Origin of the sequence: Haloactinomyces albus, from assembly GCF_031458135.1 — a bacterium.
Lineage (GTDB): Bacteria > Actinomycetota > Actinomycetes > Mycobacteriales > Pseudonocardiaceae > Haloactinomyces > Haloactinomyces albus.
Genome location: NZ_JAVDXW010000001.1, coordinates 442825 through 463565, shown reverse-complemented (window position 1 = coordinate 463565; position 20741 = coordinate 442825). Strand labels below are relative to the sequence as shown.

Here is a 20741-nt window from a genome sequence, read left to right as displayed (position 1 = left end):
GGTCACTGCCGCGGGGTCACTGCCGCGAGCATGGACCGGCGGCCCGGGACAGGTGCTCCCGGACCGCCGGTACGGCGAGTGGGTCGTTCGTTACTGGCCGACCTTCACACCCGGCTCGCCGGATTCGTACTGGATACGTTGCTGTGGGATCTGGCCCGGAACGTTGGTTTCCTTGCTGGGCTTGCCCATCGGCAGGATCACCCGGCCGTAGGTGGCCTGCAGCATCATGGAGGTGGCGGCGTACCAGGCTATGCAGGCCGACGCGACCAGGACGATGGCGCCTGCGGTCTCGATGGCCGAGACCTGGGTGAGCAGTCCGATCGCGAGAATCGTCGCGCCCGCCGCCAGGGTGAGTAGCACAGCGGCGATGGTGAAGTTCTCCGCCATCGCGGCGAAGGCTGCCGCCCAGGTGATGGCAGCCAGCGTGATGAACCAGTACCCGAACGCCACGGCCGCTACCGTGCTGGTGGCGGGGCCGGGCAGTATCCCCACTGCGATGAAGATGTGGTAAATCCCGTACGCGATCCAGAAGGAACCCCAGGCGCCGTGGGCTGCGGTCGCGACCGCATCGCGGGCACGGTAGGACCACATGCCTGCGAGGAACTGGGCTATTCCCCCGATGGCCATCGCGAAGGGGAACAGGATCAGCGGTGTAGTCACCGGGTTGCCATACCATCCGGCCAGGTTCGCGGAGACCATGAAGGTCGCAGCGGCGAAGCCGTACAGCCCCAGGATCGACGGTGCGGCCACCGGCGACAGGGAGATCTGCGAATGGTCCTTCCAGAAGGTGAAGTCCGAGGAGTCACCACTCTGGGATCGCGCGTCGGCGGCATTGGTCATGACGAAGCTCCTCTTTCGCTGTGAATGGAACGACCGGTTCGGACCGGTCGGTTGTATGGAGTGTCGGCTGCCGACCATGCGGAAATGTGGAGAGCGATCATCCTTCCTGCCACAGTTGGTGGTTTCACCACCGCTTCCGGTGCCTTTCCGGTGACTCGGATTCATGCACGGCTTACCCGGCTGTGACGCAGTCAAACTCTCACCGGCACGCATCGCCGAGAGGTGACTCTCGTGTCCGAAAGCAGGTCCGGCTTCGGCCGGTACGGCGAGCACGGTCCCTCACGTGTCCCGTGTTCGCGCTGTTGTCGCCGAACGGATCGGCGTTGTCGGGAGGATTAAGGACCAGGCATTCGTGACAACCCTTCTTGTGGGCCGACGACGTAAGCGGTGGCGATCCGCTCGCACTCGTGAAGACAGCGGGGAATGGCGGGAATGACGATGAGTGAACGACCCGAACCGGACGAGCACACCGCGGATGCCCCCGAGGACCCACGGCAACTGCCTGATGACGGACTGGGACAGAGCCCGGAACTGGAAACGATCGACGTGGACGGTGACGAACCGACGGTTCCTCCCGAATCGGAGGAGGGTACCGAGTCACGGTGATCCACCGTGCCCGTGCCTGCCGGGCACGCGCCGAGGGTGCACCGAAGAACGCGAAAGGAGTACGCGATGGCCGAGAGTGTGAAGGTTCTTCAGCTGGGAGAGCGGGAGTACGCTGCGGAAGTCCACGAGAGCAACCAGACCACGGAGCATCGGGTGTTGCTCACGCAGGACCTGCTCGACGCGCTGGACATGCCCGAACCGGATGAGCAGCGCTTCGTCGCCGAATCCGTGAAGTACTTGCTGCAGCGGACTCCGATCACGGCGCTTCCGCACGATATCGACCTGGAAGGGATCCAGAGTGAGGATCTGGAGTTCCTGCCGGAAATGCGAGCGCGGATGACCGGGTGAAGCCAGGACATGCATGATTCGCTACGTGATCGCGGTTTGGCAGCGGTCCCCGCGGGCAACGCTCAAACTGCGAGTCAAAACCCGTGTCACCAGGAGCAGCCATGGTCGCTCAATATCAGGAGTTCATCGACGGCGTGAAGAACCACGCCGGGCTGTCGGAAACCGATGAGGCACGGCAGGCTGCGGTGCACGTCGTCGAGGCCGTGGCTCGGCACTTGGACGGTGTGGATCAGCAGCAGCTGGCAACGGCCTTGCCGGAGACGATTCGTAGCTCGGTGCGCTGGGGACTCGAGAATGCCTCCGCGCACAGTCTCGAGGAGTTCCTGCAGGATGTCGCCCAGCGGACCGAGCGCACTCCGGAACGGGCTCGTTATCTGGCGCAGGGCGTGCTGTCCGAGTTGACCGCCCAGGACCGAGCCCTGGCCGACACACTGGAACATCGCCTGCCGGATGAGTTCTCCGCGCTGTTCGCAGCTCCCGGAGGGGGACCACCGCCCGACTGGAGAGCGGCCAGCGCCGATGATCGGCCGCGGCCGTTGGATGCAGGGGAGCTGGAGCGAGCTCTGGAGCAGCTCGTGGGCTGGGCCGGTGACACCGAGCGCATCAGCCGCGAGGTGGTCCTTCCACCGGAACGGTGGGATCCGGTGCATCGCCGGGTGAACGCTGCGCAACAGGAGCTCAGCCATCACGCCTCGGTCGAGGAGCGCTCCGACGGAGTCGTGGTGTTCTCGCTGCGCACTCGCTCCTTGGGCGCCGTCACGGAGCTCGACCTGCAGCTGGCGCAGCGGATCGACGCCGCCGTCAGTGAAGTGGGTTCCGGGGGCTGATGTGCGGCCGGGTCGTCGACCGGGAAGCAGTCGCGCAGCAGTCCGCAAGCACCTTTACTCGTCGACCCCGTGGTCGTCGAACTCGAATGCCAGTGCTTGGACGCAGCGTTCGTACTTGTCCGTCAGCTCCTCCTCGGTGTGCGCGCCGACGTGGATGACCGCGAGATTGTAGCTGTAGCTGTCCTGCCCGGACAGATCGGACAGCCGATCCCCGCGGTTCACCGCGATCTCCACGTGCACGCCGGGGATATCGCGTTCGATGGCCGCCACTTCCTCGGAAGTGGGGCTGCGGCGCACTGTCGCGTCCCGGGAGAAGCGCCGGTGGAACCATTTGGCGCCGACCGCGTAAGGCCCTTGTCGATGGGGCATGTGCGGTGTGTGTCCCAGCGCGAGCTCCACCATGCAGTGGTGATTCGGTACGCCGTCGACCTGCTCGAACAGCATCGCATGTGACTGGGAATGCCGTGGATTGATCTCGAGGAGGTGGATGGTGTCGTCATCGTCATTCCAGAAGTACTCGATGTTGAACACCGAGTGCAGCCCGATGTGGCCGATGATGCGTTTCGACACGCCGATGAGACGCTCGATGACGGATTCCGGCAGTTTCGACGGGTATTGGTAGCGCTGGAAGGAGGGGCTTTCTTCGTAGTTGTAGGAGTCGATCACTCCGTAGACGTGGATGGTCTCGCCGTCGTGGTACCCTTCGACGGTCACCTGGTGCCCGGACACGGATTCCTCGGCCAAACACGCCTGGCCGCCGACCTCGGCGATCTCCGGTGGCAGCTCGATGTGCGAGAGTGCGAAGTCGAACGGCGAGCCCACACGACCGATCCCCGCGCGGATCTCCCCGAGCGCGTTCCGGAACTGCTGTTCGTCCTCGACCAGAAATGCCAGTTCCGAGGAGAACGCCTTGACCGGCTTGATCCACATCGGGTAGCGGAGATTATCCGGTGCCGCCTCGTCGTCGAGATGCACCAGCGCGAACCTCGGATGCTCCTCGATCGATTTCCGTTGCTCCAGCCGGCTCCAGTATTTGTGCTCGCATTTCAGTACGGCCTCCAGACTCGCGCTCGGGAGCCCTCGGTGACGGCACAGAATGGGCACCATCGAGCTGACCGGAAAGTCCCAGTAGCCGACGATGGCATCCACGGTGCCGTCGAAGGAGTCCAGCTGCTCTTCGGCCTGGTCGAGCAGCTCGGCGAGCCGGATCTCGCCGCGGAGCAACTCGTCGACGCTGAGCAGCGGGTGGAAGCGGAGCTGCTCGGCGTCGGGCAGGTCTTCGAACGTGCGTCGATTCTCGTCATCGAGCCCCAGGACGAAGATGTTCTTGGGCATCGTGGTTGTTCCTCCACCTTGTCGGACATGCCGGTCAGACGTGGTCGCGTGGGATCTCCCGAAGCCAGTTCTGCGAGGAGACTCGTTGCCCGTTCTCGTAGGCGTCGAGTTGGGCGTGCAGACGGAATTCGGTCGTGGTCGAGTCCAGCACCGTGCGTGTGATCGTCTGGGTCCGCCAGCCGTCGCGGGCGAACCCCATCTCCCACTCGATCTCGCCGCGCACGGACTGGAAGTCGTCGCCGACCCAGCGATACCGCTCGTAGGCGCGCCGGGTGACCTCGAGATCGATGTCGGGGAAGTGCACCACCCCGAGGTCCTTGACGACCTCCAGCGCCGACTCGTATTCGACGAGATCCCGCGAGACGGTCCAGCGCTGCTCCCCCGGACGTATCTGGCTGGTGTGCAGTGGCTCCGCTCCCTCGGCTTCGCCGAAGGCCGGAGTGGGCAGCTCGTCGGCTTCCCCGACCGGGCGGATCGGTAGCTGCAGCGAGCTCGCCCCGGTGAACACGGTCAGCTGTGTCGGCTCCGGCGGCGGCCACGCCAACGGCCAGTATGATGTGGACAGTGACACCCGGATGCGATGGCCGGGCGGGAATGCCTGCGCCGCTCCGTTGAGCTGCACGTGCACGTGGTAGCGCTTGTCGGGGATGAGTTCTTCGGGGGTGTCGTGGCCGTGGAGGTGGGTCAGGTTCAGCAGGCCGTAGGTGACGCGTGTGGCCCGGCCATCGGGGTCGACGTCGGACAGGCGTACCGCGACCATCGCCACCGGCCGGCTCGCCGCGAATTCCAGGTTCAGCACGGGGCCACCGAGGATCTCGCACCGTTCGGTGAGGATGTCGCTGTCGAAGACCAGCGACCCTCCGTCCTCCTCGCGCTGGTCGTAGGGCAGGTCCGGCGGTGCGTTGTACGAGCACCACTTGCCCGCGAACTGGCCGACCGACAGCGGGGACTCGAGACGCAGTTCCCGGCTCTCCAGCTCCTCGCCGGGGCGCTGAATGCGGTTGGGTGCCAGCGGGTAGTCGATGCGTTGAACGTGCGGTGAGGGCCATTCCGGCTCTCCGACCCACCGGCCGGGCCGCTCGTGGTAGGCGGTGGAGGGCGGCATGCTCTCCTGCATCCAGGTGTAGAGCATCGGCCCTTCCATGACGTCGTTGTCGATGTCCTTGAGCCAGTGGTCCCACCAGCGCACGAGCTCCTGCAGGAAACCGATGGCCGGGCCGGGCTGGCCGAGGTGCGGGTACTTGTGCGACCAGGGGCCGATGAGGCCCTTGCGGGGGGAATGGAGATTCGCCATGAGGCGGAACACCGAGTTCGAGTATCCGTCCGCCCAGCCGCTGACCGCCATGACGGCGCATTCGATGTCGGAGAAGTTCTCGCAGACCGAGCCGTGTTCCCAGTAGGCATCCCGCCGCTGGTGCCGCAACCACTCCTCGATCCACAGGCCGCTTTGTTCCAGACGCTGGTGCCACATCTCCCGCCACCGCTCGCCGACCAGTGCGGGATCCGGTGGGGAGGAGTTGTACGCGAACATCGTGGAGGCCCAGGACAGGTTGTCGCTGAGCAGGCAACCGCCCATGTAGTGGACGTCGTCGGCGTAGCGATCGTCGCTGGAGGATGCCGTGACAATCGCTCCGAGTCCGGGAGGGCGTCGTGCGGCAACCTGCAGTGCGTTGAAGCCACCCCAGGAGATGCCCATCATGCCCGTGCGCCCGCTGCACCAGGGCTGATCGGCGATCCAGGCCAGGACGTTTTCGGCGTCGACGAATTCCTGCTCCCGATATTCGTCGGTGAGCACGCCTTCCGAATCACCGGTGCCGCGCAGGTCCACGCGGAGGCATGCGTAGCCGTATCCGGCCATGTAGGGGTGGTGGATGGAATCGCGGCGTGCGGTGAGATCACGTTTGCGGTAGGGGATGAATTCCAGAATGGCCGGTACCGGATCGTCGTCCGAGGACACCGGTCGCCAGATGCGTGCGGCCAGGCGAGTTCCGTCCGGCAGCGGTATCCAGCGGTGCTCCTCCTCCTTGACCGGGTGCGGAAAGGACGTGACGGTCCGCATTCGCCTGCTCCTCTGGTCGGCTCCGGCTGCAGGGCCATCGCGCCGATGTCTCGCCGGCGCACATGACGCGAGATACCCGCCTGCGAGCTGCGGTACACCTCCCCGGCGCGATTCCGCTTCGAACGCCTGCGCAAGGCACCGATCGGGGAAGCTGCTCGGGTGGGGCGAGGAATCTTCACGATCGTGCGGTGTGGAGTCGACGAGCCGAGAACTGTAGACATGTACGGGAACGGGCATGGACCCATGCCCGTGTCGGACAACGACTCCGACCGATACGTGGGAAGGATGACGCATGCAGGTTGAGGGCAGTGTTGCGGTGGTGACCGGAGGTGCCTCGGGGCTGGGGTTGGCCACGGCGAAGCGGTTGCTGGCCGATGGTGGCCGGGTGGTGCTGGTGGATCTGCCGTCCTCGGAGGGCAAGTCCGTGGCCGAGAGCCTGGGCGAGCAGGCGGTGTTCGTCGGTGCCGATGTCACCGATGAGGACCAGGTGGCTGCCGCGCTGGATGCCGCCGAGCAGTTGGGCACGCCGCGGGTGGCGGTCAACTGTGCCGGCATCGGCAACGCCATCAAAACCGTCGGCAAGAAGGGTGCTTTCCCGCTGGCGGAGTTCACCAAGGTCGTGCAGATCAACCTGGTCGGCACGTTCAACGTGATCCGGCTGGCCGCCGAGCGCATCAGCGCCACGGACCCGATCGGCGAGGAACGCGGCGTGATCATCAACACCGCCTCGGTGGCCGCCTACGAGGGGCAGATCGGCCAGGCCGCCTACTCGGCGTCCAAGGGCGGCATCGTGGGCATGACCCTGCCCATCGCCCGGGATCTGGCCGAGCGCCACATCCGGGTCAACACCATCGCCCCGGGACTGTTCCACACCCCGCTGTTCGCCGGCCTCGGCGACGAGGCCACCCGGTCCCTGGGCGAGCAGGTCCCCCACCCACAGCGCCTGGGCGATCCCGGCGAATACGGCAATCTCGCCGCCCACATCATCGAAAACCCCATGCTCAACGGCGAAACCATCCGCCTCGATGGCGCCATCCGCATGGCCCCCCGGTAAGGGGGTTCGCCGCTGCCTGCCCCGGGGCCGGTGGTCCGAGGCAGGCAGCGGCGGAGATGTGGCCGTCCCGGAAGCCCCGGCACACCGACTGCGATATGACAGTCCATCTTGACTGTTATGGGCACGCAGGTGAGACTGAGGCGTCGCGGATCCGGGCCGCCGGGCGAGCTGTGGAGGAGAACATCGCGTGAGTGACAGCGTGGCCGACGTCCACGAACGGCGGCAAGCCGCCCGCGAGCTGGGGTCGGTGTTGCGCGAGCTGAATGAGGCCGCGGTATCCACCGAAGTCGACGCGGAGACCCTGCTGGAGGTTGCTCGGCAGGCCCGCGAACTGATCCCACCGCTGGAGAAGGCAAGCCGATCGCGACAGCAGGTCCCGTCGATCGACAGCTTGCGCGAGGGTCGGCGGATGTACAACCCGGCCATGGGGCCCGGTAACCCGTTCGCCGCGCCGATGAGTGTCGAGCTCGTCGACGGTGTCGCGATCGGGACCTGCACACTCGGGCTGATCCACGAAGGCCCGCACAGTTATGCCCACGGAGGCGTCAGTGCGCTGCTGCTCGACCAGATCCTGGGCTATGCGCACAGCACTCGCGGCCGCCCGGGCATGACGGTGGACCTGTCGGTGCGGTACCGGCGACCGGTGCCGTTGCGGACACCGTTGCGCATCGCCGGATGGCACCAGCAGACCGAGACCAGTGCCCGGCGGTCCAGCCCGGTGGCCACCATCGCCACCGCCGAGGACCCGAAGACCGTGCTGGTCGAAGCCGAAGGAACGTTCTTGGTGCCCAGTGACGAACAGCTCCGGCGCCTGTTCGGAGAGTCGTCGCAGTGGACCGAAGCACGGGGCATGGCGCGCGACTGACGCGGCCTTTCTCTCAGCTCGTCTGCTCGGCCACCAGCTTTCCGGCCGACTGTTGGGAGCGAAGCTCGGTCTTGAGGACCTTCCCGCTGGGATTGCGCGGTAGTTCGGAGACGATCGCCACCTCGCGCGGGCGCTTGTAGCCGGCCAGGTGCTGCCTGCACCAGACATCGATGTCGGCTGCGGTGGGAGGGTCGGAGGACTCCCGCGGGGCGATGACCGCCAGCGGGGTCTCTCCCCATCTGTGGTTCGGCACGCCGATCAGAGCCACCTCGCCGACCTTGGGATGTCCGGCGAGCACATCCTCCACCTCGGCGCAGTAGATGTTCTCCCCGCCCGAGATGATCATGTCCTTCTTGCGGTCGACGACGTAGAGGTAGCCGTCGGCGTCCTCGCGTACCAGGTCGCCGGAGTGGAACCAGCCGCCCCGGAAGACCTCGGCGGTCTCCCGAGGTTTGTTCCAGTACTCCCGCATCACCGTGGGGCCGCGGTAGACGATTTCGCCGACCTCGCCCCGGGGTACGTCGTTCATGTCGTCATCGACCACCCGCACCTCGACGTTGAGCATGGGAGTGCCGATGGACCCGATCTTGCGGAGCGCGTCCTCGCCGCGCAATGTGGTCGTCACCGGGCTGCACTCGGTCTGCCCGAACGAGGTGATCACCTCTGCCCGCGGAAAGGTGTCGATCATGGTGCGCAGCAGCGCTGTCGGCGCCGGGGCGGCGCCCCAGGAGATCCGACGCAGCGCCGAGAGGTCGCGCTCGGCGATGTCGGCGACGTTGCAGATCGCCTGCCACTGCGCAGGAACGAGGAAGACCGAGGAGACGCGTTCGCGTTCGAGGAGGTCGACGGTTTCGGTCGGGTCGAACCGGCCGGAGGGCATGATCACCGTGCGGCCGCCGACCAGCAGCGTGGGAAGCAACCCCGACAGGCCGGCGATGTGGAACAGCGGCGCCGCCGCGAGCCATACTCGGTCGTCACCGGGTGCACCGAGGTGTGCCATCGAGCTGAAGGCATGCATCAGCAGGTTGTGATGGGTCAGCACGGCACCCTTGGGTCTTCCGGTGGTGCCGGAGGTGTACATGATGAACGCGGGCGCACGCTCGTCGACAGCGCGCTCGATGCGCTCGGCCGAAGCGTTGCGCAGCACGTCCTCGTACCTCTCCGCTTCCTGCCCCGCATCGTGCGGGTCGTCGTCGACGACGAGGCAGGTGCTCACGGAGGGGGCCTGGCTGCGGGCTTTGGCCATGGTCCCGACCATCGGAGCGCCGACCACGGCGGCTGTCGCGCCGCTGTCGGAAAGCACGTAGGCGACCTCGTCGGCGACGAACCGGAAATTGACCGGGACGCAGATCGCTCCGAGTCGTGCGGAGGCGAGGTAGGCTTCCACGACTTCCATGCTGTTGAGGCCCATGACGGCAACGCGCAGCCCGGGTTCGACACCGCGCTGCCGCAGCGCGTTGGCCAGCCGCGTGACCCGTTCGTCGAGTTCCCGGTAGGTGCGACTGCTGCCTTCGAAGCGCAGCGCCACCTCTTCGGGAATCTTGCGCGCGTGTCGGCCGAGTTGGTCGCTCGTGGTCATCCCGGACCCGGTCATGGCGTGCTCGGTGGAGTGCATGGGCTTCCTCGACGGGTGAGGTGGCGCGAACGCATCAAAGGGTGAATGTGACTCACCTCATACTGAGGGCGATGGCGCGTCCGGTCAAGATCGGCTGTGCTGATTTCGCTCGGACGTCATTCGTCGAGGCAGTCGAATGTCACTCGTCGAAGAGCAGTCGATGGGCCGTGGTTTTCCAGAGCTCCAGGTGCGGGTCGGTGGCGGCGGGCCGGTCCTCGAAGGCGTACGGCATGGCGGCTCCGCGCATGCTGGTGAACAGGAGTTCGCGCAGCTCGTGGTAGCGCGGATGTGCCGTCACCACCGGACCCCAGATTCGGTCGGTCACCGAACGGATCGCGGTACGCAGTTCCCGCTCTTCCGGGCGCAGCACGGCACTCAGCGCGGGATTCGTCCGGGCGGCATTCCACAGTTCCATGGCCGCCCAGAAATGGGGTTCCTGGAACGTCGCCCAGAGCAGTTCGATGCACCGGTCGACGCGCCGGCGTCCTTCGGGCTCGTTGGCCAGCAGCCGTGTCACCCGTTCCTCGAGTTGCGCGAGCCGGGTGCCCGCCAGGTGCTGTGCTGCGGCGACCAGGAGTTCGTCCCGGGACGGGAAGTGGTGCAGCAAGCGCCCGCGCGAAATCCCCGCCTTGGCCTGAATGACCACAGTGGAGGTACCCGCGTAGCCGTGTTCGATCAGGCAGTCCACAGCCGCGTCGAGGATCAGAGCACGGCTGTCGGCAGTGCGCTCCCGGCGGCTGCGCGGCGAAATCGTTTCGGACCGGACCACCCGACCAGCGTACCCGCGTGGTGTTTTTTCGCGGCGAGGTGAGCAGTCGGCGTTGACCGTTTTGTGTGCGTGGTGCGAGGCTACGAAACCGTCGAGCAGGTTCGAGGAGGCCCGCATGTATCCAGGTGCCCACGCTGCGATCGACCCCCACCGCGACGCTGTGATCATGGCGGAGTCCGGAGCGCGCCTGACCTATGGTGAACTCGAGGACCGCTCCGTCCGACTGGCCAACGTGCTGCGCGAGGCCGGTCTGGGCAGCGGTGACGTGGTCGCGCTGCTGACCGACAACTCGATTCACGCCTACGAGGTGTACTGGGCGGCAGTGCGCTCGGGCATGTACCTCACTGCGGTGAACAATCACCTCACTCCTGCCGAGATCGCCTACATCGTCAACGATTCCGGCGCCGCGGTTCTGGTGGTCTCGGCGGCTCTGTCCGGTATGGCGCAGGAGTTGCGTACCGAGATCCCCGGAGTGCGCACGCGGCTGGCGTATGGCGGGCCGGTCGAGGGCTACGAGGTCTACGAGTCGGCCTTGGCGGATGCCTCGGCCGAGTCATCCGTGGACCAACCGCGGGGCAGCGATTTGCTGTACTCCTCGGGCACCACGGGACGTCCCAAGGGGATCAAGCCCGCGCTTCCGGATCGCCAGGTCGACGAACCCGGTGATCGGCTCGTTCAGGTACTCGAGGCGATGTACGGTTTCGGGCCGGAGACCGTGTATCTGTCTCCTGCACCGGTCTATCATGCCGCACCGTTACGGTACGGTGCGTCGACCCACGCGCTGGGTGGCACGGTCGTGATGATGGAGCGCTTCGACCCCGAAGGCGCGCTGCGAGCCATCGAGCGCTACCGGGTCACGCACAGCCAGTGGGTGCCCACGATGTTCGTCCGGATGCTCAAGCTGCCGGAGCAGGTGCGTGCTCGCTACGACCTGTCCGGTCACCGTGTCGCCGTGCATGCCGCTGCCCCGTGTCCCGTGGACGTCAAGCGCGCGATGATCGACTGGTGGGGTCCGATTCTGTACGAGTACTACGCCTCGACCGAGAACCTCGGCATGACGTTCATCGATTCCCGGCAGTGGCTGGACAAGCCGGGTTCGGTGGGACGGGCCGCCTTGGGGACACTGCGGATCTGCGACGACGAAGGCCGCGAGTTGCCTGCCGGACAGGTCGGCACGGTCTACTTCGAACGTGCGGATTTGGAATTCGAGTACCTGGGTGCCCCGGAGAAGACGAAAACCGCGATGCATCCCCAGCGCCCGCACTGTGCCACCGTGGGCGACGTCGGTTACCTCGATGACGACGGTGACCTCTTCCTCACCGACCGCAAGGCCTTCATGATCATTTCCGGCGGAGTGAACATCTACCCCCAGGAGGTCGAGGACGCACTCGCCCTGCATCCCTCCATTGTGGATGTCGCCGTGATCGGTGTTCCGGATGCGGAGATGGGAGAGTCGGTCAAGGCCGTCGTGCAGCCCGCGCCCGGTGAGCAGCCCGGCCCGGAATTGGAACGAAGGCTGCTCGAATCCGTGCGGGAGCGGATCGCGCACTACAAGGCGCCGCGCAGTGTCGACTTCGTCGAGGAGTTGCCGCGTACTCCGACGGGGAAACTGGTCAAGGGCAAGCTCAAGGCGCGCTACACGGCAACCGCGAGCAAGTCCTGAGTGACATCGGCGGCCGGCCGGTGCCGGATGGAGGGAATGGAACCATGACACTGCAGCCGGACCACGGCCCGGTGGAAGAGTCGGTACTGCTGGATCGTGGTGGCTCGATTCTGACGGTGACGCTGAACCGGCCGCATCGTAAGAATGCGATCGATTCACGGATGTGGATCTCCTTGCACGAGGCATTGTGCGTTGCTCGGGACAACGACGACGTGCGAACCGTGGTGATCACGGGGGCGGGTGGGGATTTCTCCGCGGGTGCCGATCTCGGTGGAGAGCGCGACGAACAGCATCCGCTGAACCGGATGCACCGGATCAACGACATTGCCATGGCTCTGCACGAGTTGCGTAAGCCGGTCATTGCGAAGGTCTCGGGAGTGGCGGTCGGTGCCGGGTGGAATCTCGCGCTGGGCTGCGACGTGGTGGTGGCTTCTCCGGAGGCTCGGTTTTCCCAGATTTTCGCGCGCAGAGGACTTTCGCCGGATTTCGGTGGTTCGTGGCTACTGCCGCGCATCGTCGGGCTGCAGCAGGCCAAGCGGCTGGCCTTGCTGGGTGACTTCATCGGGGCCGAGGAAGCTCGCTCGCTGGGGCTGGTGACCTGGGTGAAAAATCTCGAGGAGATCGACGGTTTCGTGGCCGAGCTGGCGCAGCGGCTGGCGGAGGGACCGCCGGTGGCGTTGGCTCAGTCGAAGGCGTTGCTCCATGAAGGAATGGACCAGACGTTTCGGCAGGCGTTGGCAGGCGAGGCCCGCGCGCAGGCGGTCAACTTCGCGACCGAGGACACGGCCACAGCGCTCGAAGCGTTTCGGGCCAAGACCGATCCGGAATTCACCGGCCGGTGGGCGGTGCGGTGAACACCCACTGCTCCGTATCTGTCATTTCAGACGCTTCATGCGTATCGAGGCAGCGCCGGTACCGCCGGATGGGTTGGGATGGGCAGGTGATGGACGTGCCGAACTCCGAAGGCGGGTGACGATGGAGCGGTTCTGGTGCGAGCGGGCCTGGTTACCCACCGGAATGACCGAATCCGTACTCGTCGGTGTGGATACCGACGGCAACATCACCGAGTTGCGCACGGGAGTGCTGGCTCCGGCGGGTGTCGAGCGGCTGCCGGGCGTGGTGTTGCCCGGCATCGCCAATGTGCACTCGCATGCCTTTCATCGTGCTCTGCGCGGTCGCACCCATGACGGGGGCGGCACCTTCTGGACCTGGCGTACCGAGATGTATGCCCTGGCCGAGCGGCTGGACCCGGACAACTACCTGGCGTTGGCCCGCGCGGTCTACGCCGAGATGGCAGTGACCGGAGTGTCCTGCGTGGGCGAGTTCCACTACGTGCACCATGCCCCGGGAGGCGGCCACTATGCCGATCCCAACATCATGGGGGAGGCCTTGCGGGAGGCCGCCCGGCAGGCCGGTGTCCGGCTCACCGTGCTGGACACGTGCTATCTGACCGGCGGAATCGGGCAACCGCTGAACCGACCGCAGTTACGCTTCGGCGACGGCAGCGCCGAAGGATGGGCGCAGCGTCTGGACGGCTTGAAAGACGACGACGATACTCGGATCGGCGCTGCGGTGCACTCGGTGCGGGCGGTTCCCCGCGCGCAGCTGCCCGCCGTGGTAGCCGGGGCCGGTCCGGAGCGCCCGCTGCACGTACACCTGTCCGAGCAGCCCGCCGAGAACGAGGCGTGTGTGCAGGCGTATGGGCGGACTCCGGCCGAGATCCTGCACGAGGTCGGGGCGTTGACGCCGCGGACCACCGCCGTGCATGCCACCCATCTGACCCCGGAGGACATCACGCTGCTCGGCTCCTCGCGTGCGGCGACCTGCTTCTGCCCAACCACCGAGGCGGATCTGGCCGATGGCATCGGCCCCGCTCGCGAGTTGGCCGATGCCGGCTCGTCGATCTGCTTGGGCAGCGATCAGCACGCGGTCGTCGATCCGTTGCTGGAAGCGCGTGGTTTGGAGGCCGGTGAGCGACTACGCACCGGGCAGCGCGGACGGTTCTCCCCCGCCGAGCTCGTGGCTTCGCTCGGTGAGCGCGGCCATGCCTCCCTCGGCTGGCCACGGGCCGGGCGGATCGAAGTCGGTGCCCCGGCCGACCTGGTGGCGGTGCGCACCGATACACCCAACACCGCGGGATGCCTACCGAAGCAGGTGCCGCTGGTGGCGACCGCAGCCGATGTGTCCACCGCGGTGGTGAGCGGTCATGTGGTGGCACGCGACGGGGTGCACGAGCGACTGGGCGAGATCGGGCCGCTGCTCGCGGAAGCGATTGCCGCGCTGCGTGACCACGACGGCTGAGCAGCCCGCACGCGAGCACGATTTCTCCGGAGGAGCTTCAGGATTCGGTGTCGACAGTGGATGATGCCGTGCGCTGCGGCGGTGTTCCGCCCAGTCGGTGAGTCAGCGCATCGGCGGCTCGCAGCACGTGCCGTGCCAGTTGCGGCCAGGACTCCGGAGCTCGTGCCTGGCGACGGAACGGTACCGCCACGGAGGCCACCGGGTGACCGTTGTGGTCGAACGAGGGTGCCGCCACGCTGGCCACCTCGGGGGTGATGAGGCCGTCTTCCTCCGACCAGCCCCGCCGCCGCTCGGTGGCCAGCATCGAGCGCAGTTCGGGCAGATTACGGGGGCCGGAGCCGGTACGGTCCAGAAAGGACTCCTGCGAGGGGAACAGGGCACGCACCTGTTCGGCGGGCAGGTGTGCCAGCAGTGCCCGCCCGGATGCGGTCAGGTGGGCGGGCATGCGCACTCCGACATCGGTGACCAGTGTGGTGGGATGTTCGGGCTGGACCTTCAGCAGGTAGAGCAGCTCCGCGCCGTGCAGGATGGCCAGGTGGGCGGTGTCGCCCACGTCCTGGACGAGGCGTGCCAACAGGGGGCGGGCCAGATGTTCCAGAGGGTCGTGGCGCAAGTAGGCCGATCCCAGTTCGAACACGCCCAGGCCCAGTCCGTAGCGATGTTGTTCGGGAAGGTGTACCACCAGTCCTTCGTCCACCAGCACGGACAGCAGGTGGTACATGGTGCTGCGCGGCACCTCCAGGGAGCGGGCCAGTGCCGCGGCCGGAAGCGGGTCGGGACTGGCCGCGAGGCGACGCAGTACGCCGACCGCATGGCGCACTGCGGGCATCTTGCTGCTCGTGCCGCGAGACTCGCCCCGATGGGCATCCCCCCGCTGGGCCTCCGCTGTCATGGCTGCCGACCGTCTCCTTGTGTCTGCTGTCCGCAGACGGTAGCGCTGTTGAGCCGTCCCCGATGTCGCGGGGCGCGTCCGGCCGCTTCTCCTGTTCGAGTGAGGTCGGTTTGCGCGACGGGGAAATGGGTATCGGTACGGACGGCAAGAAACCAGCGATCGGTCCCAGGAGGCTTCGACATGCGTGCTCTCGTCTATCGCGGGCCCTACGACGTTGCGGTGGAGGAGGTGGACGATCCTCGCATCGAGGCCCCCACCGATGCCCTGGTGCGGATCACCACCACCGCGATCTGCGGCTCCGACCTGCACATGTACGAGGGTCGCACGGATGCCGAGTCCGGTCTCGTGTTCGGCCACGAGAACATGGGCATCGTCGAGGAGATCGGTTCCGGCGTGACGAGTACCCGGCGCGGTGACCGGGTCGTGCTGCCGTTCAACGTCGCCTGTGGCTACTGCAGGAACTGCCGGGCCGGGAAGACGGCCTTCTGCCTGACGGTGAACCCCGGTTTCGCCGGTGGCGCATACGGCTACGTGTCGATGGGGCCCTACCGCGGTGGCCAGGCTGAATACCTGCGGGTACCGTTCGCCGACTTCAACTGTGTGCAGTTGCCGGGCGGGACCGAGCACGAGGAGGACTTCGCGCTGCTGGCCGATATCTTCCCGACCGGTTACCACGCCACCGAGCTTGCCGGTGTGCGGCCCGGAGAAACGGTTGCCGTGTACGGCGGGGGCCCGGTCGGACTGATGGCCGCCTATTCCGCGTTGCTCAAGGGGGCTTCCCGGGTGTTCGTGGTCGACAAGGTCGGCGACCGCCTGCGACTGGCCGAGCGGATCGGGGCCGAGCCCATCGACTTCACCGCGGGTGACCCGGTGGAACAGATCAAGGACGCGCTGTCCGAGGACGGCGTGGACCGCGGCGTGGATGCTGTCGGTTACCAGGCCACCGCCGCCGAAGGTGCGGAGCAGCCTGCCATCGTGCTCAACCAGCTGGTTCACACCGTCCGGCCCACCGGCTCCATCGGCACCGTCGGCCTGTACCTTCCGTCCGATCCGGGAGCCCCGAACGAGAACGCCGCTCAAGGGATGTTGCTGGTCGACATCGGGAAGTTCTTCGAGCGAGGCCTGCGCATGGGTACCGGGCAGGCCGACGCGAAGGCCTACGCCCACCGACTTCGGGACTTGATCATCGCCGGTCGCGCTGCCCCGAGTTTCGTGGTTTCCAAGCAGTTGCCGCTCAGCGACGCGCCCGATGCCTATGCCAAGTTCGACAACCGGGAGCCGGGGTACTCCAAGGTTCTGCTGCAGCCCGGCAGGGCAGCCTGAGCGGCGCTGCGGCAGTTTCCGGCAAAACTGCCGCAGAGGCGTCAGACGCCCTCGGGAGTGTGTGGCACCTTCCTGGTGTGGATGGTGATGCCGCCGCGAGCGCGACCGCCTGCGAGGGAAGCGGTGCTGCGGCAGAAGCGCACCCACATGTTGCACTGTATTTCCTTGGCCAGGCGTAGTCGTGCGTACAGCAGCCGGACCAGCGAGTTGCTCGGGCGTGCCCACGCTTCGATCACGAACCGCAGACAGGCGCCGGTTCGTTCGGCCCGGAACTCGATCTGGCCGGCTTCGAGATGCCCGGCCAGGGTCATCAACCGCAGTGCGGTGTCATCGCGGTGGATCACCCGGACCGGGCCGTCCCACGGTCCCGGCATGCGCACGACGAACTCGTCACCGGGCTGCAGCCCGGGCCGGGTGCGGCCCAGGTCGTGCACCGCGGTGACCTCCGAAGGAACCGCCTGGTTCAGGTCGGCCGTCAGCGTGTTCAGCAACCGAGGTGGGTCGACGTGGCCGCCGTGGATGTCCACGATGAACCGGCGGTGGAACAGCGGGCCGCTGCCGGACTCGGCAAGCTGGCTGCGCTCGTCGACCAGTTCCGCGGGCGGCTCAGGTGGCAGATCGCCGGAGTCACCGGATTCCTCGGTCCGGTGCAGTGGCGTGGTCTGCCACAGGTATCTCCAGGACACGAGGGCCATTCCCAGCGGCCAGTACAGCACGATGGCCGCGCGGCTGGTATTGGCGAGCCGATGCGGAACTGCGGCATTCCCCGGGCGAGTTCGGACCAATGAGGGCATGCTGGAGGTATTCCCCGCCCGCTGCCACGACACGCATGGCACGACACGCATGGAAGGTGACGAGCATGCGCGAAATACTGCACAGCCTGGGTGTGCGCAGTACTCACGTGCACCTGATGTCGCTCGGGGCCGTCGCACTGTGTGTGGGGCTGTGGATCCGAGCCAAAACCGTGGATCAGGAGGAGCGGGGCAACGCGGAACGCCGTGCGCTGTTCGTCGGATTGTGGCCGCCGACCTTGTGGGTGATCGGGGACTCGCTGAGCGAACTCGAGTAAGCACGCATGCGAAGCCGACTGCTCGACACTCTCGACCATGCCGCAGCACTCCGCGCACTCGCCGAGCGCGGCGTCAACTATGATCACGGAGAGGTCCGTGCGCCGGAGTGGAGCTTCGACACCCACCGGCGTGCGGTGGCCCGGGAGGCGACGGGACCGCCCGAGTCCGGAGGAGCGTGGGAAACCGCCTGCGCGCTGGTCCGGGACTACGAGTTCTCGGTTCCGCAGCGCATCCGTGCCGTCTACCGCAGGCGTGCCGCGTTGCTCGGGCGGGACATGCTGCTCGAGGGCCGGTTCTACGGCCTGCGGTTTTTCATGGGTGTGCGCGTGACCGAGGTCATCGATGAGACACGGCCGAACGGCGACCGGGTGTGGGGTTGGTCCTACGAAACGCTGGAAGGACATCTCGAACGCGGAAAGATGACCTACGAGGTCGTCAAGCATCCCGAAACCGGAGTCGTGGAGTTCGTGATCAACGGCTGTTCACAAGCGTCACCGACACTGGGTCCGATCATGCGGGTCGGCTGGTTGCTGTTCGGCCGTCGAACGCAGCTGCGCTTCTACGCTCGCTGCGGCAGGCGGCTGCACCGGCTGCTGCGTGCCGCGTCCTTCCCCGCCCGAGGAGCGGAAAACGTGCGGCGCGGAGATCTGGTCCTGGCCCCGTCGGACGCCCGGCCGAGTGTGCTCGAACGCCTCACCGTGCGGCGGCACGAACCCGGCCGGCCGCGGCATCATCCGCCACCGTTCAGGTGAGCTTGTCCTTGACGGTGTTCTTGGCCTTGCGGAGCATGGTCTCCTCGCTCCAGGTCGTCCCGTAGAGATGTTCGGGTGGCTTCGGAGCACTGGCGGGGCCGCCCAGCGGCTCGGGGTTGGACACGAAGCTGAATTCGTGGTCACCGTCGGGCGCGGTGCCGCTTGCCCAGCGCCCTTCCTGCGAGGAGTCCCCGTCGGAGAGATGCCACAGGGTGCTTGCGTGCTCGCGGTATTCCTCGTCGAACAGCTCGTTGGGCACCACGGTATCCTCGACTCCGTCGGCCTTGAGCTCTTCGATGGCGGCCAGCCACTGGTTCTGGTGCATGGTGTCGCGGGCGAGGTTGAACTTGAGCATGTTCTTCACACCCGGGTCATCGGTCATGTGGTACAGACGCGCGGTTTGCAGCCGTCCCTGCGATTCGGCGGTGACATTGGAGCGGAAATCCGCGAGCAGATTGCCGCTGGCGATGACGTACCGGCCGTTCCACGGGTAACCGTTGGAGTCGCTGGGTGTGGCTCCACCTCCACCGACGATCGCCTGCTGCGGATCCATCCCGCCGATGATCGCGCCCATGACCGGGTCGTTCTCCGCCGCTGCGGTGGTCTTGTCCGAGGGAGCACCTTCGAGTAGCCGTGCGACCATGGTCGCGAGCATTTCGACATGGCCCATCTCCTCGGTGGCGATGTCCATGAGCATGTCTTTGTACTTGCCTTCCATGCGGCAGTTCCAGCCTTGGAACAGGTACCGCATGGTCACCGTCATCTCACCCCACGCGCCGCCGATGAGCTCCTGCAGCTTGTGCGCGTAAACGGGATCCGGTTGCTCGGGCTTGGCCTCGAACTGCAGGCGCTTGGTGTGGTAGAACACGTGTACTCCCTTGTTATCGAGGGGCGAGTCGGTCGTAGACGGCAGCCGTGGCCAATCCGTAGGCGAGGTGCGGCAGAAGATCCATCACCCAGGAACTCGCCGGCCATTGCCGAGGATCGCTCACCCCGAGTGCGCTCATCGGGGCGACGCTGCCGACGTTCGCGGCGGCACCGGCCAGCAAGGACATCAGTGTCAGCGGTGCTTTCGGGCACCGCGCACGCACGGACCCGTAGAACATGCCCGCCCCGATACCGGTGGTGACGCCGAGGAGTGCTCCCAGCCCGGACCGCCGATTGCCCGCTGGTTCCGTGTCCGCTCCGGAAGCGGCCAGGGATGCGCCGACGAGATCCTCCACTCGCCGGACCGTCTGTTCCGGTGTTGTGCTTGCCGGACGGCCACGCAGCGCCATGTCGAGGTAGGTCGCGGTGTTGAGCGCGGTCGTTCCGGCGGCTCCGGCTGCCATGCCGTGCAGCAAAGGATGTCTCATCTGTGGTCATCCCCTTTGAAAGCTCGGGAAGTGCTGCCCGAGCACCGGTGACAGTGACGTGTACGGGGTCGTGCCAGGATGTTCCTGATTCCTGCCTTCCCCCGCGATGCTCCGGCCAAACTCGCGGAGCTCGAATGTACACAGTGGGTGGTGGGGCCGGATTCGTTCGTGGATCACTCCGGGCGAGCTGTGCGCAGTGCAGCGATCTGCTGCTCGACCTCGGCAGGCAATGTGTGGCGCTGTGCGAGCGCTCGGGGCAGGCGCCGCAGGAGTCCCCCGAGTGCCGTGAGTGCCGTGGTGCTGTTCGGGGATTCGCGAAGCAGTGCTCGCGTCGCGGCGATGGCCTCGCGCCGCGGTCGCCGCATCCAAGCGATCAGGGCGCGGTTGCGCCGTTCGGTGCTGTGGCGTTGTTGGTTGTCGGGGCGATCCGCGGCGGGGTGATGGTGGGTGACCACGGTGTCCAGATAGGCCAGGGACCAGCCGGCGGCAGCCAGGTCATAGGACAGCAGTCTTTCCTCCGCGACGAAAAACAGCAGCGAGCTGAAGCCGCCGACCTCGAGGAACGCAGCACGTCTGACGGCGGCCGCACACGCCAGAAAACCCAATATCGGTGGCCCGGGGAGGGCACGGTCACTGTGCAACGGACTGTGGGCCATTGCCTCCGTGATCGGGTCCGGCCTGTTGTCGGGACCGACCAGGGTGCGCGCGGCGATCAAACCGAGTCGGGGGTGGGCATCCAGTGCTTGCTCGGTGCGCTGCAGTGAGTCCGCTTCCCACCATGAATCGTCGTCGCTGAACGCGATATACGGAGTCCGTGCGCACAACACGCCGAGGTTTCTCGCCGCAGCGCCCATGTTGCGTGGCGTACGAAGCAGCCGCACGTGGGGAAACTCGTGCCGGACGGTGTGGGCGGTGCCGTCGGTGGAGGCATTGTCCACCACGATGATCGGCGAATCCGGCGTGCACTTCCGGTGCTGTCGCAGTGTGGTCACCAGCTGCGCCACCCGGTTGCGGGTGGCGATCACGACGGTGGTGCGTGCCGCCGATTCCCGCATCGCGGATTGGGC

At 66.6% G+C, this 20741-nt stretch carries 21 protein-coding genes; 11 read left to right on the top strand and 10 right to left on the bottom strand.

Translation table 11 applies throughout. From position 1 onward, the window contains the following. Positions 1-90 precede the first annotated feature (90 nt). The gene (locus JOF55_RS02165; RefSeq protein WP_310268744.1) at positions 91-840 is read right to left on the bottom strand and encodes an acetate uptake transporter family protein; all 750 of its coding nucleotides are present in this window, start codon (positions 838-840) and stop codon (positions 91-93) included. 438 nt (positions 841-1278) lie between these two features. Between JOF55_RS02165 and JOF55_RS02160 the strand changes: the two genes are divergently transcribed. The 3 genes from JOF55_RS02160 to JOF55_RS02150 all read left to right on the top strand — a co-directional run bounded on the left by JOF55_RS02160 (position 1279) and on the right by JOF55_RS02150 (position 2621). Then, the gene (locus JOF55_RS02160; RefSeq protein WP_310268741.1) at positions 1279-1446 is read left to right on the top strand and encodes a hypothetical protein; all 168 of its coding nucleotides are present in this window, start codon (positions 1279-1281) and stop codon (positions 1444-1446) included. A gap of 66 nt (positions 1447-1512) precedes the next feature. After that, positions 1513-1794 (top strand): hypothetical protein, encoded by a 282-nt coding sequence (locus tag JOF55_RS02155; protein ID WP_310268735.1) that lies wholly within the window; start codon positions 1513-1515, stop codon positions 1792-1794. A 101-nt stretch (positions 1795-1895) separates the two neighbouring features. Further along, positions 1896-2621 carry a DUF2267 domain-containing protein gene (locus JOF55_RS02150; protein WP_310268734.1) on the top strand — a complete coding sequence of 242 codons (726 nt, stop codon included), beginning with the start codon at positions 1896-1898 and terminating at the stop codon, positions 2619-2621. Positions 2622-2675: 54 nt separating this feature from the next. Here JOF55_RS02150 and JOF55_RS02145 read toward each other — a convergent pair whose 3' ends face one another. Together JOF55_RS02145 and JOF55_RS02140 are read right to left on the bottom strand one after the other, a co-directional pair. Beyond that, positions 2676-3956 (bottom strand): ATP-grasp domain-containing protein, encoded by a 1281-nt coding sequence (locus JOF55_RS02145; protein WP_310268732.1) that lies wholly within the window; start codon positions 3954-3956, stop codon positions 2676-2678. Positions 3957-3990: 34 nt separating this feature from the next. Then, positions 3991-6015, bottom strand: coding sequence for a CocE/NonD family hydrolase (locus JOF55_RS02140; RefSeq protein ID WP_310268729.1), 2025 nt, complete (start codon positions 6013-6015; stop codon positions 3991-3993). Positions 6016-6307: 292 nt separating this feature from the next. Between JOF55_RS02140 and JOF55_RS02135 the strand changes: the two genes are divergently transcribed. Continuing rightward, a complete protein-coding gene (locus JOF55_RS02135) occupies positions 6308-7069 on the top strand; it encodes a 3-hydroxyacyl-CoA dehydrogenase (protein ID WP_310268728.1) in 762 nt (253 codons plus the stop codon). Between the two features lie 187 nt (positions 7070-7256). Next, positions 7257-7934 (top strand): PaaI family thioesterase, encoded by a 678-nt coding sequence (locus JOF55_RS02130; RefSeq protein ID WP_310268725.1) that lies wholly within the window; start codon positions 7257-7259, stop codon positions 7932-7934. 13 nt (positions 7935-7947) lie between these two features. Here JOF55_RS02130 and JOF55_RS02125 read toward each other — a convergent pair whose 3' ends face one another. Further along, on the bottom strand, positions 7948-9549 hold the full coding sequence (locus JOF55_RS02125; protein ID WP_310268723.1) for a long-chain-fatty-acid--CoA ligase: 1602 nt from the start codon (positions 9547-9549) through the stop codon (positions 7948-7950). Positions 9550-9688: 139 nt separating this feature from the next. Further along, entirely contained in the window at positions 9689-10318 is a 630-nt protein-coding gene (locus tag JOF55_RS02120) for a TetR/AcrR family transcriptional regulator (RefSeq protein WP_310268719.1), read from the bottom strand. Between the two features lie 115 nt (positions 10319-10433). Between JOF55_RS02120 and JOF55_RS02115 the strand changes: the two genes are divergently transcribed. The 3 genes from JOF55_RS02115 (at position 10434) to JOF55_RS02105 (ending at position 14282) form a co-directional block, all read left to right on the top strand. After that, positions 10434-11981, top strand: a complete 1548-nt coding sequence (locus tag JOF55_RS02115) for an acyl-CoA synthetase (RefSeq protein ID WP_310268717.1) — start codon at positions 10434-10436, stop codon at positions 11979-11981. A gap of 44 nt (positions 11982-12025) precedes the next feature. Further along, positions 12026-12835, top strand: coding sequence for an enoyl-CoA hydratase/isomerase family protein (locus JOF55_RS02110; RefSeq protein WP_310268714.1), 810 nt, complete (start codon positions 12026-12028; stop codon positions 12833-12835). A gap of 121 nt (positions 12836-12956) precedes the next feature. After that, the gene (locus tag JOF55_RS02105) at positions 12957-14282 is read left to right on the top strand and encodes a formimidoylglutamate deiminase (protein WP_310268711.1); all 1326 of its coding nucleotides are present in this window, start codon (positions 12957-12959) and stop codon (positions 14280-14282) included. Positions 14283-14319: 37 nt separating this feature from the next. Here JOF55_RS02105 and JOF55_RS02100 read toward each other — a convergent pair whose 3' ends face one another. Continuing rightward, complete coding sequence (locus JOF55_RS02100) at positions 14320-15174, bottom strand: IclR family transcriptional regulator (RefSeq protein WP_310268707.1); 855 nt, start codon at positions 15172-15174, stop codon at positions 14320-14322. A gap of 180 nt (positions 15175-15354) precedes the next feature. On the opposite strand from JOF55_RS02100, the gene JOF55_RS02095 reads away from it, so the two are divergent. Beyond that, complete coding sequence (locus tag JOF55_RS02095; RefSeq protein ID WP_310268704.1) at positions 15355-16497, top strand: glutathione-independent formaldehyde dehydrogenase; 1143 nt, start codon at positions 15355-15357, stop codon at positions 16495-16497. A gap of 41 nt (positions 16498-16538) precedes the next feature. On the opposite strand, the gene JOF55_RS02090 is transcribed toward JOF55_RS02095, so the two are convergent. Beyond that, positions 16539-17291 carry a DUF1990 family protein gene (locus JOF55_RS02090; protein WP_310268701.1) on the bottom strand — a complete coding sequence of 251 codons (753 nt, stop codon included), beginning with the start codon at positions 17289-17291 and terminating at the stop codon, positions 16539-16541. Positions 17292-17356: 65 nt separating this feature from the next. Between JOF55_RS02090 and JOF55_RS02085 the strand changes: the two genes are divergently transcribed. Both JOF55_RS02085 and JOF55_RS02080 read left to right on the top strand, forming a co-directional pair. Continuing rightward, entirely contained in the window at positions 17357-17566 is a 210-nt protein-coding gene (locus JOF55_RS02085; RefSeq protein ID WP_310268698.1) for a hypothetical protein, read from the top strand. A 6-nt stretch (positions 17567-17572) separates the two neighbouring features. Then, positions 17573-18319 carry a DUF1990 family protein gene (locus tag JOF55_RS02080; RefSeq protein ID WP_310268695.1) on the top strand — a complete coding sequence of 249 codons (747 nt, stop codon included), beginning with the start codon at positions 17573-17575 and terminating at the stop codon, positions 18317-18319. Here JOF55_RS02080 and JOF55_RS02075 read toward each other — a convergent pair. The 3 genes from JOF55_RS02075 to JOF55_RS02065 all read right to left on the bottom strand — a co-directional run bounded on the left by JOF55_RS02075 (position 18312) and on the right by JOF55_RS02065 (position 20729). After that, the gene (locus tag JOF55_RS02075; protein WP_310268691.1) at positions 18312-19187 is read right to left on the bottom strand and encodes a manganese catalase; all 876 of its coding nucleotides are present in this window, start codon (positions 19185-19187) and stop codon (positions 18312-18314) included. The two genes, JOF55_RS02080 and JOF55_RS02075, sit on opposite strands and share 8 nt — an antisense overlap. Positions 19188-19200: 13 nt before the next feature. Next, on the bottom strand, positions 19201-19674 hold the full coding sequence (locus JOF55_RS02070) for a hypothetical protein (protein ID WP_310268689.1): 474 nt from the start codon (positions 19672-19674) through the stop codon (positions 19201-19203). A gap of 173 nt (positions 19675-19847) precedes the next feature. Next, a complete protein-coding gene (locus tag JOF55_RS02065) occupies positions 19848-20729 on the bottom strand; it encodes a glycosyltransferase family 2 protein (protein WP_374727357.1) in 882 nt (293 codons plus the stop codon). Positions 20730-20741: the final 12 nt, after the last annotated feature.

Bases quoted from the DNA above. Each gene is read 5' to 3' on its own strand.
- JOF55_RS02100 (WP_310268707.1), bottom strand. From the start codon at position 15,174: ATGACAGCGGAGGCCCAGCGGGGGGATGCCCATCGGGGCGAGTCTCGC.
- JOF55_RS02150 (WP_310268734.1), top strand. From the start codon at position 1,896: ATGGTCGCTCAATATCAGGAGTTCATCGACGGCGTGAAGAACCACGCC.
- JOF55_RS02080 (WP_310268695.1), top strand. From the start codon at position 17,573: ATGCGAAGCCGACTGCTCGACACTCTCGACCATGCCGCAGCACTCCGC.
- JOF55_RS02110 (WP_310268714.1), top strand. From the start codon at position 12,026: ATGACACTGCAGCCGGACCACGGCCCGGTGGAAGAGTCGGTACTGCTG.
- JOF55_RS02135 (WP_310268728.1), top strand. From the start codon at position 6,308: ATGCAGGTTGAGGGCAGTGTTGCGGTGGTGACCGGAGGTGCCTCGGGG.
- JOF55_RS02065 (WP_374727357.1), bottom strand. From the start codon at position 20,729: ATGCGGGAATCGGCGGCACGCACCACCGTCGTGATCGCCACCCGCAAC.
- JOF55_RS02085 (WP_310268698.1), top strand. From the start codon at position 17,357: ATGCGCGAAATACTGCACAGCCTGGGTGTGCGCAGTACTCACGTGCAC.
- JOF55_RS02145 (WP_310268732.1), bottom strand. From the start codon at position 3,956: ATGCCCAAGAACATCTTCGTCCTGGGGCTCGATGACGAGAATCGACGC.
- JOF55_RS02115 (WP_310268717.1), top strand. From the start codon at position 10,434: ATGTATCCAGGTGCCCACGCTGCGATCGACCCCCACCGCGACGCTGTG.
- JOF55_RS02090 (WP_310268701.1), bottom strand. From the start codon at position 17,291: ATGCCCTCATTGGTCCGAACTCGCCCGGGGAATGCCGCAGTTCCGCAT.
- JOF55_RS02125 (WP_310268723.1), bottom strand. From the start codon at position 9,549: ATGCACTCCACCGAGCACGCCATGACCGGGTCCGGGATGACCACGAGC.
- JOF55_RS02155 (WP_310268735.1), top strand. From the start codon at position 1,513: ATGGCCGAGAGTGTGAAGGTTCTTCAGCTGGGAGAGCGGGAGTACGCT.
- JOF55_RS02160 (WP_310268741.1), top strand. From the start codon at position 1,279: ATGAGTGAACGACCCGAACCGGACGAGCACACCGCGGATGCCCCCGAG.
- JOF55_RS02165 (WP_310268744.1), bottom strand. From the start codon at position 840: ATGACCAATGCCGCCGACGCGCGATCCCAGAGTGGTGACTCCTCGGAC.
- JOF55_RS02070 (WP_310268689.1), bottom strand. From the start codon at position 19,674: ATGAGACATCCTTTGCTGCACGGCATGGCAGCCGGAGCCGCCGGAACG.
- JOF55_RS02140 (WP_310268729.1), bottom strand. From the start codon at position 6,015: ATGCGGACCGTCACGTCCTTTCCGCACCCGGTCAAGGAGGAGGAGCAC.
- JOF55_RS02095 (WP_310268704.1), top strand. From the start codon at position 15,355: ATGCGTGCTCTCGTCTATCGCGGGCCCTACGACGTTGCGGTGGAGGAG.
- JOF55_RS02105 (WP_310268711.1), top strand. From the start codon at position 12,957: ATGGAGCGGTTCTGGTGCGAGCGGGCCTGGTTACCCACCGGAATGACC.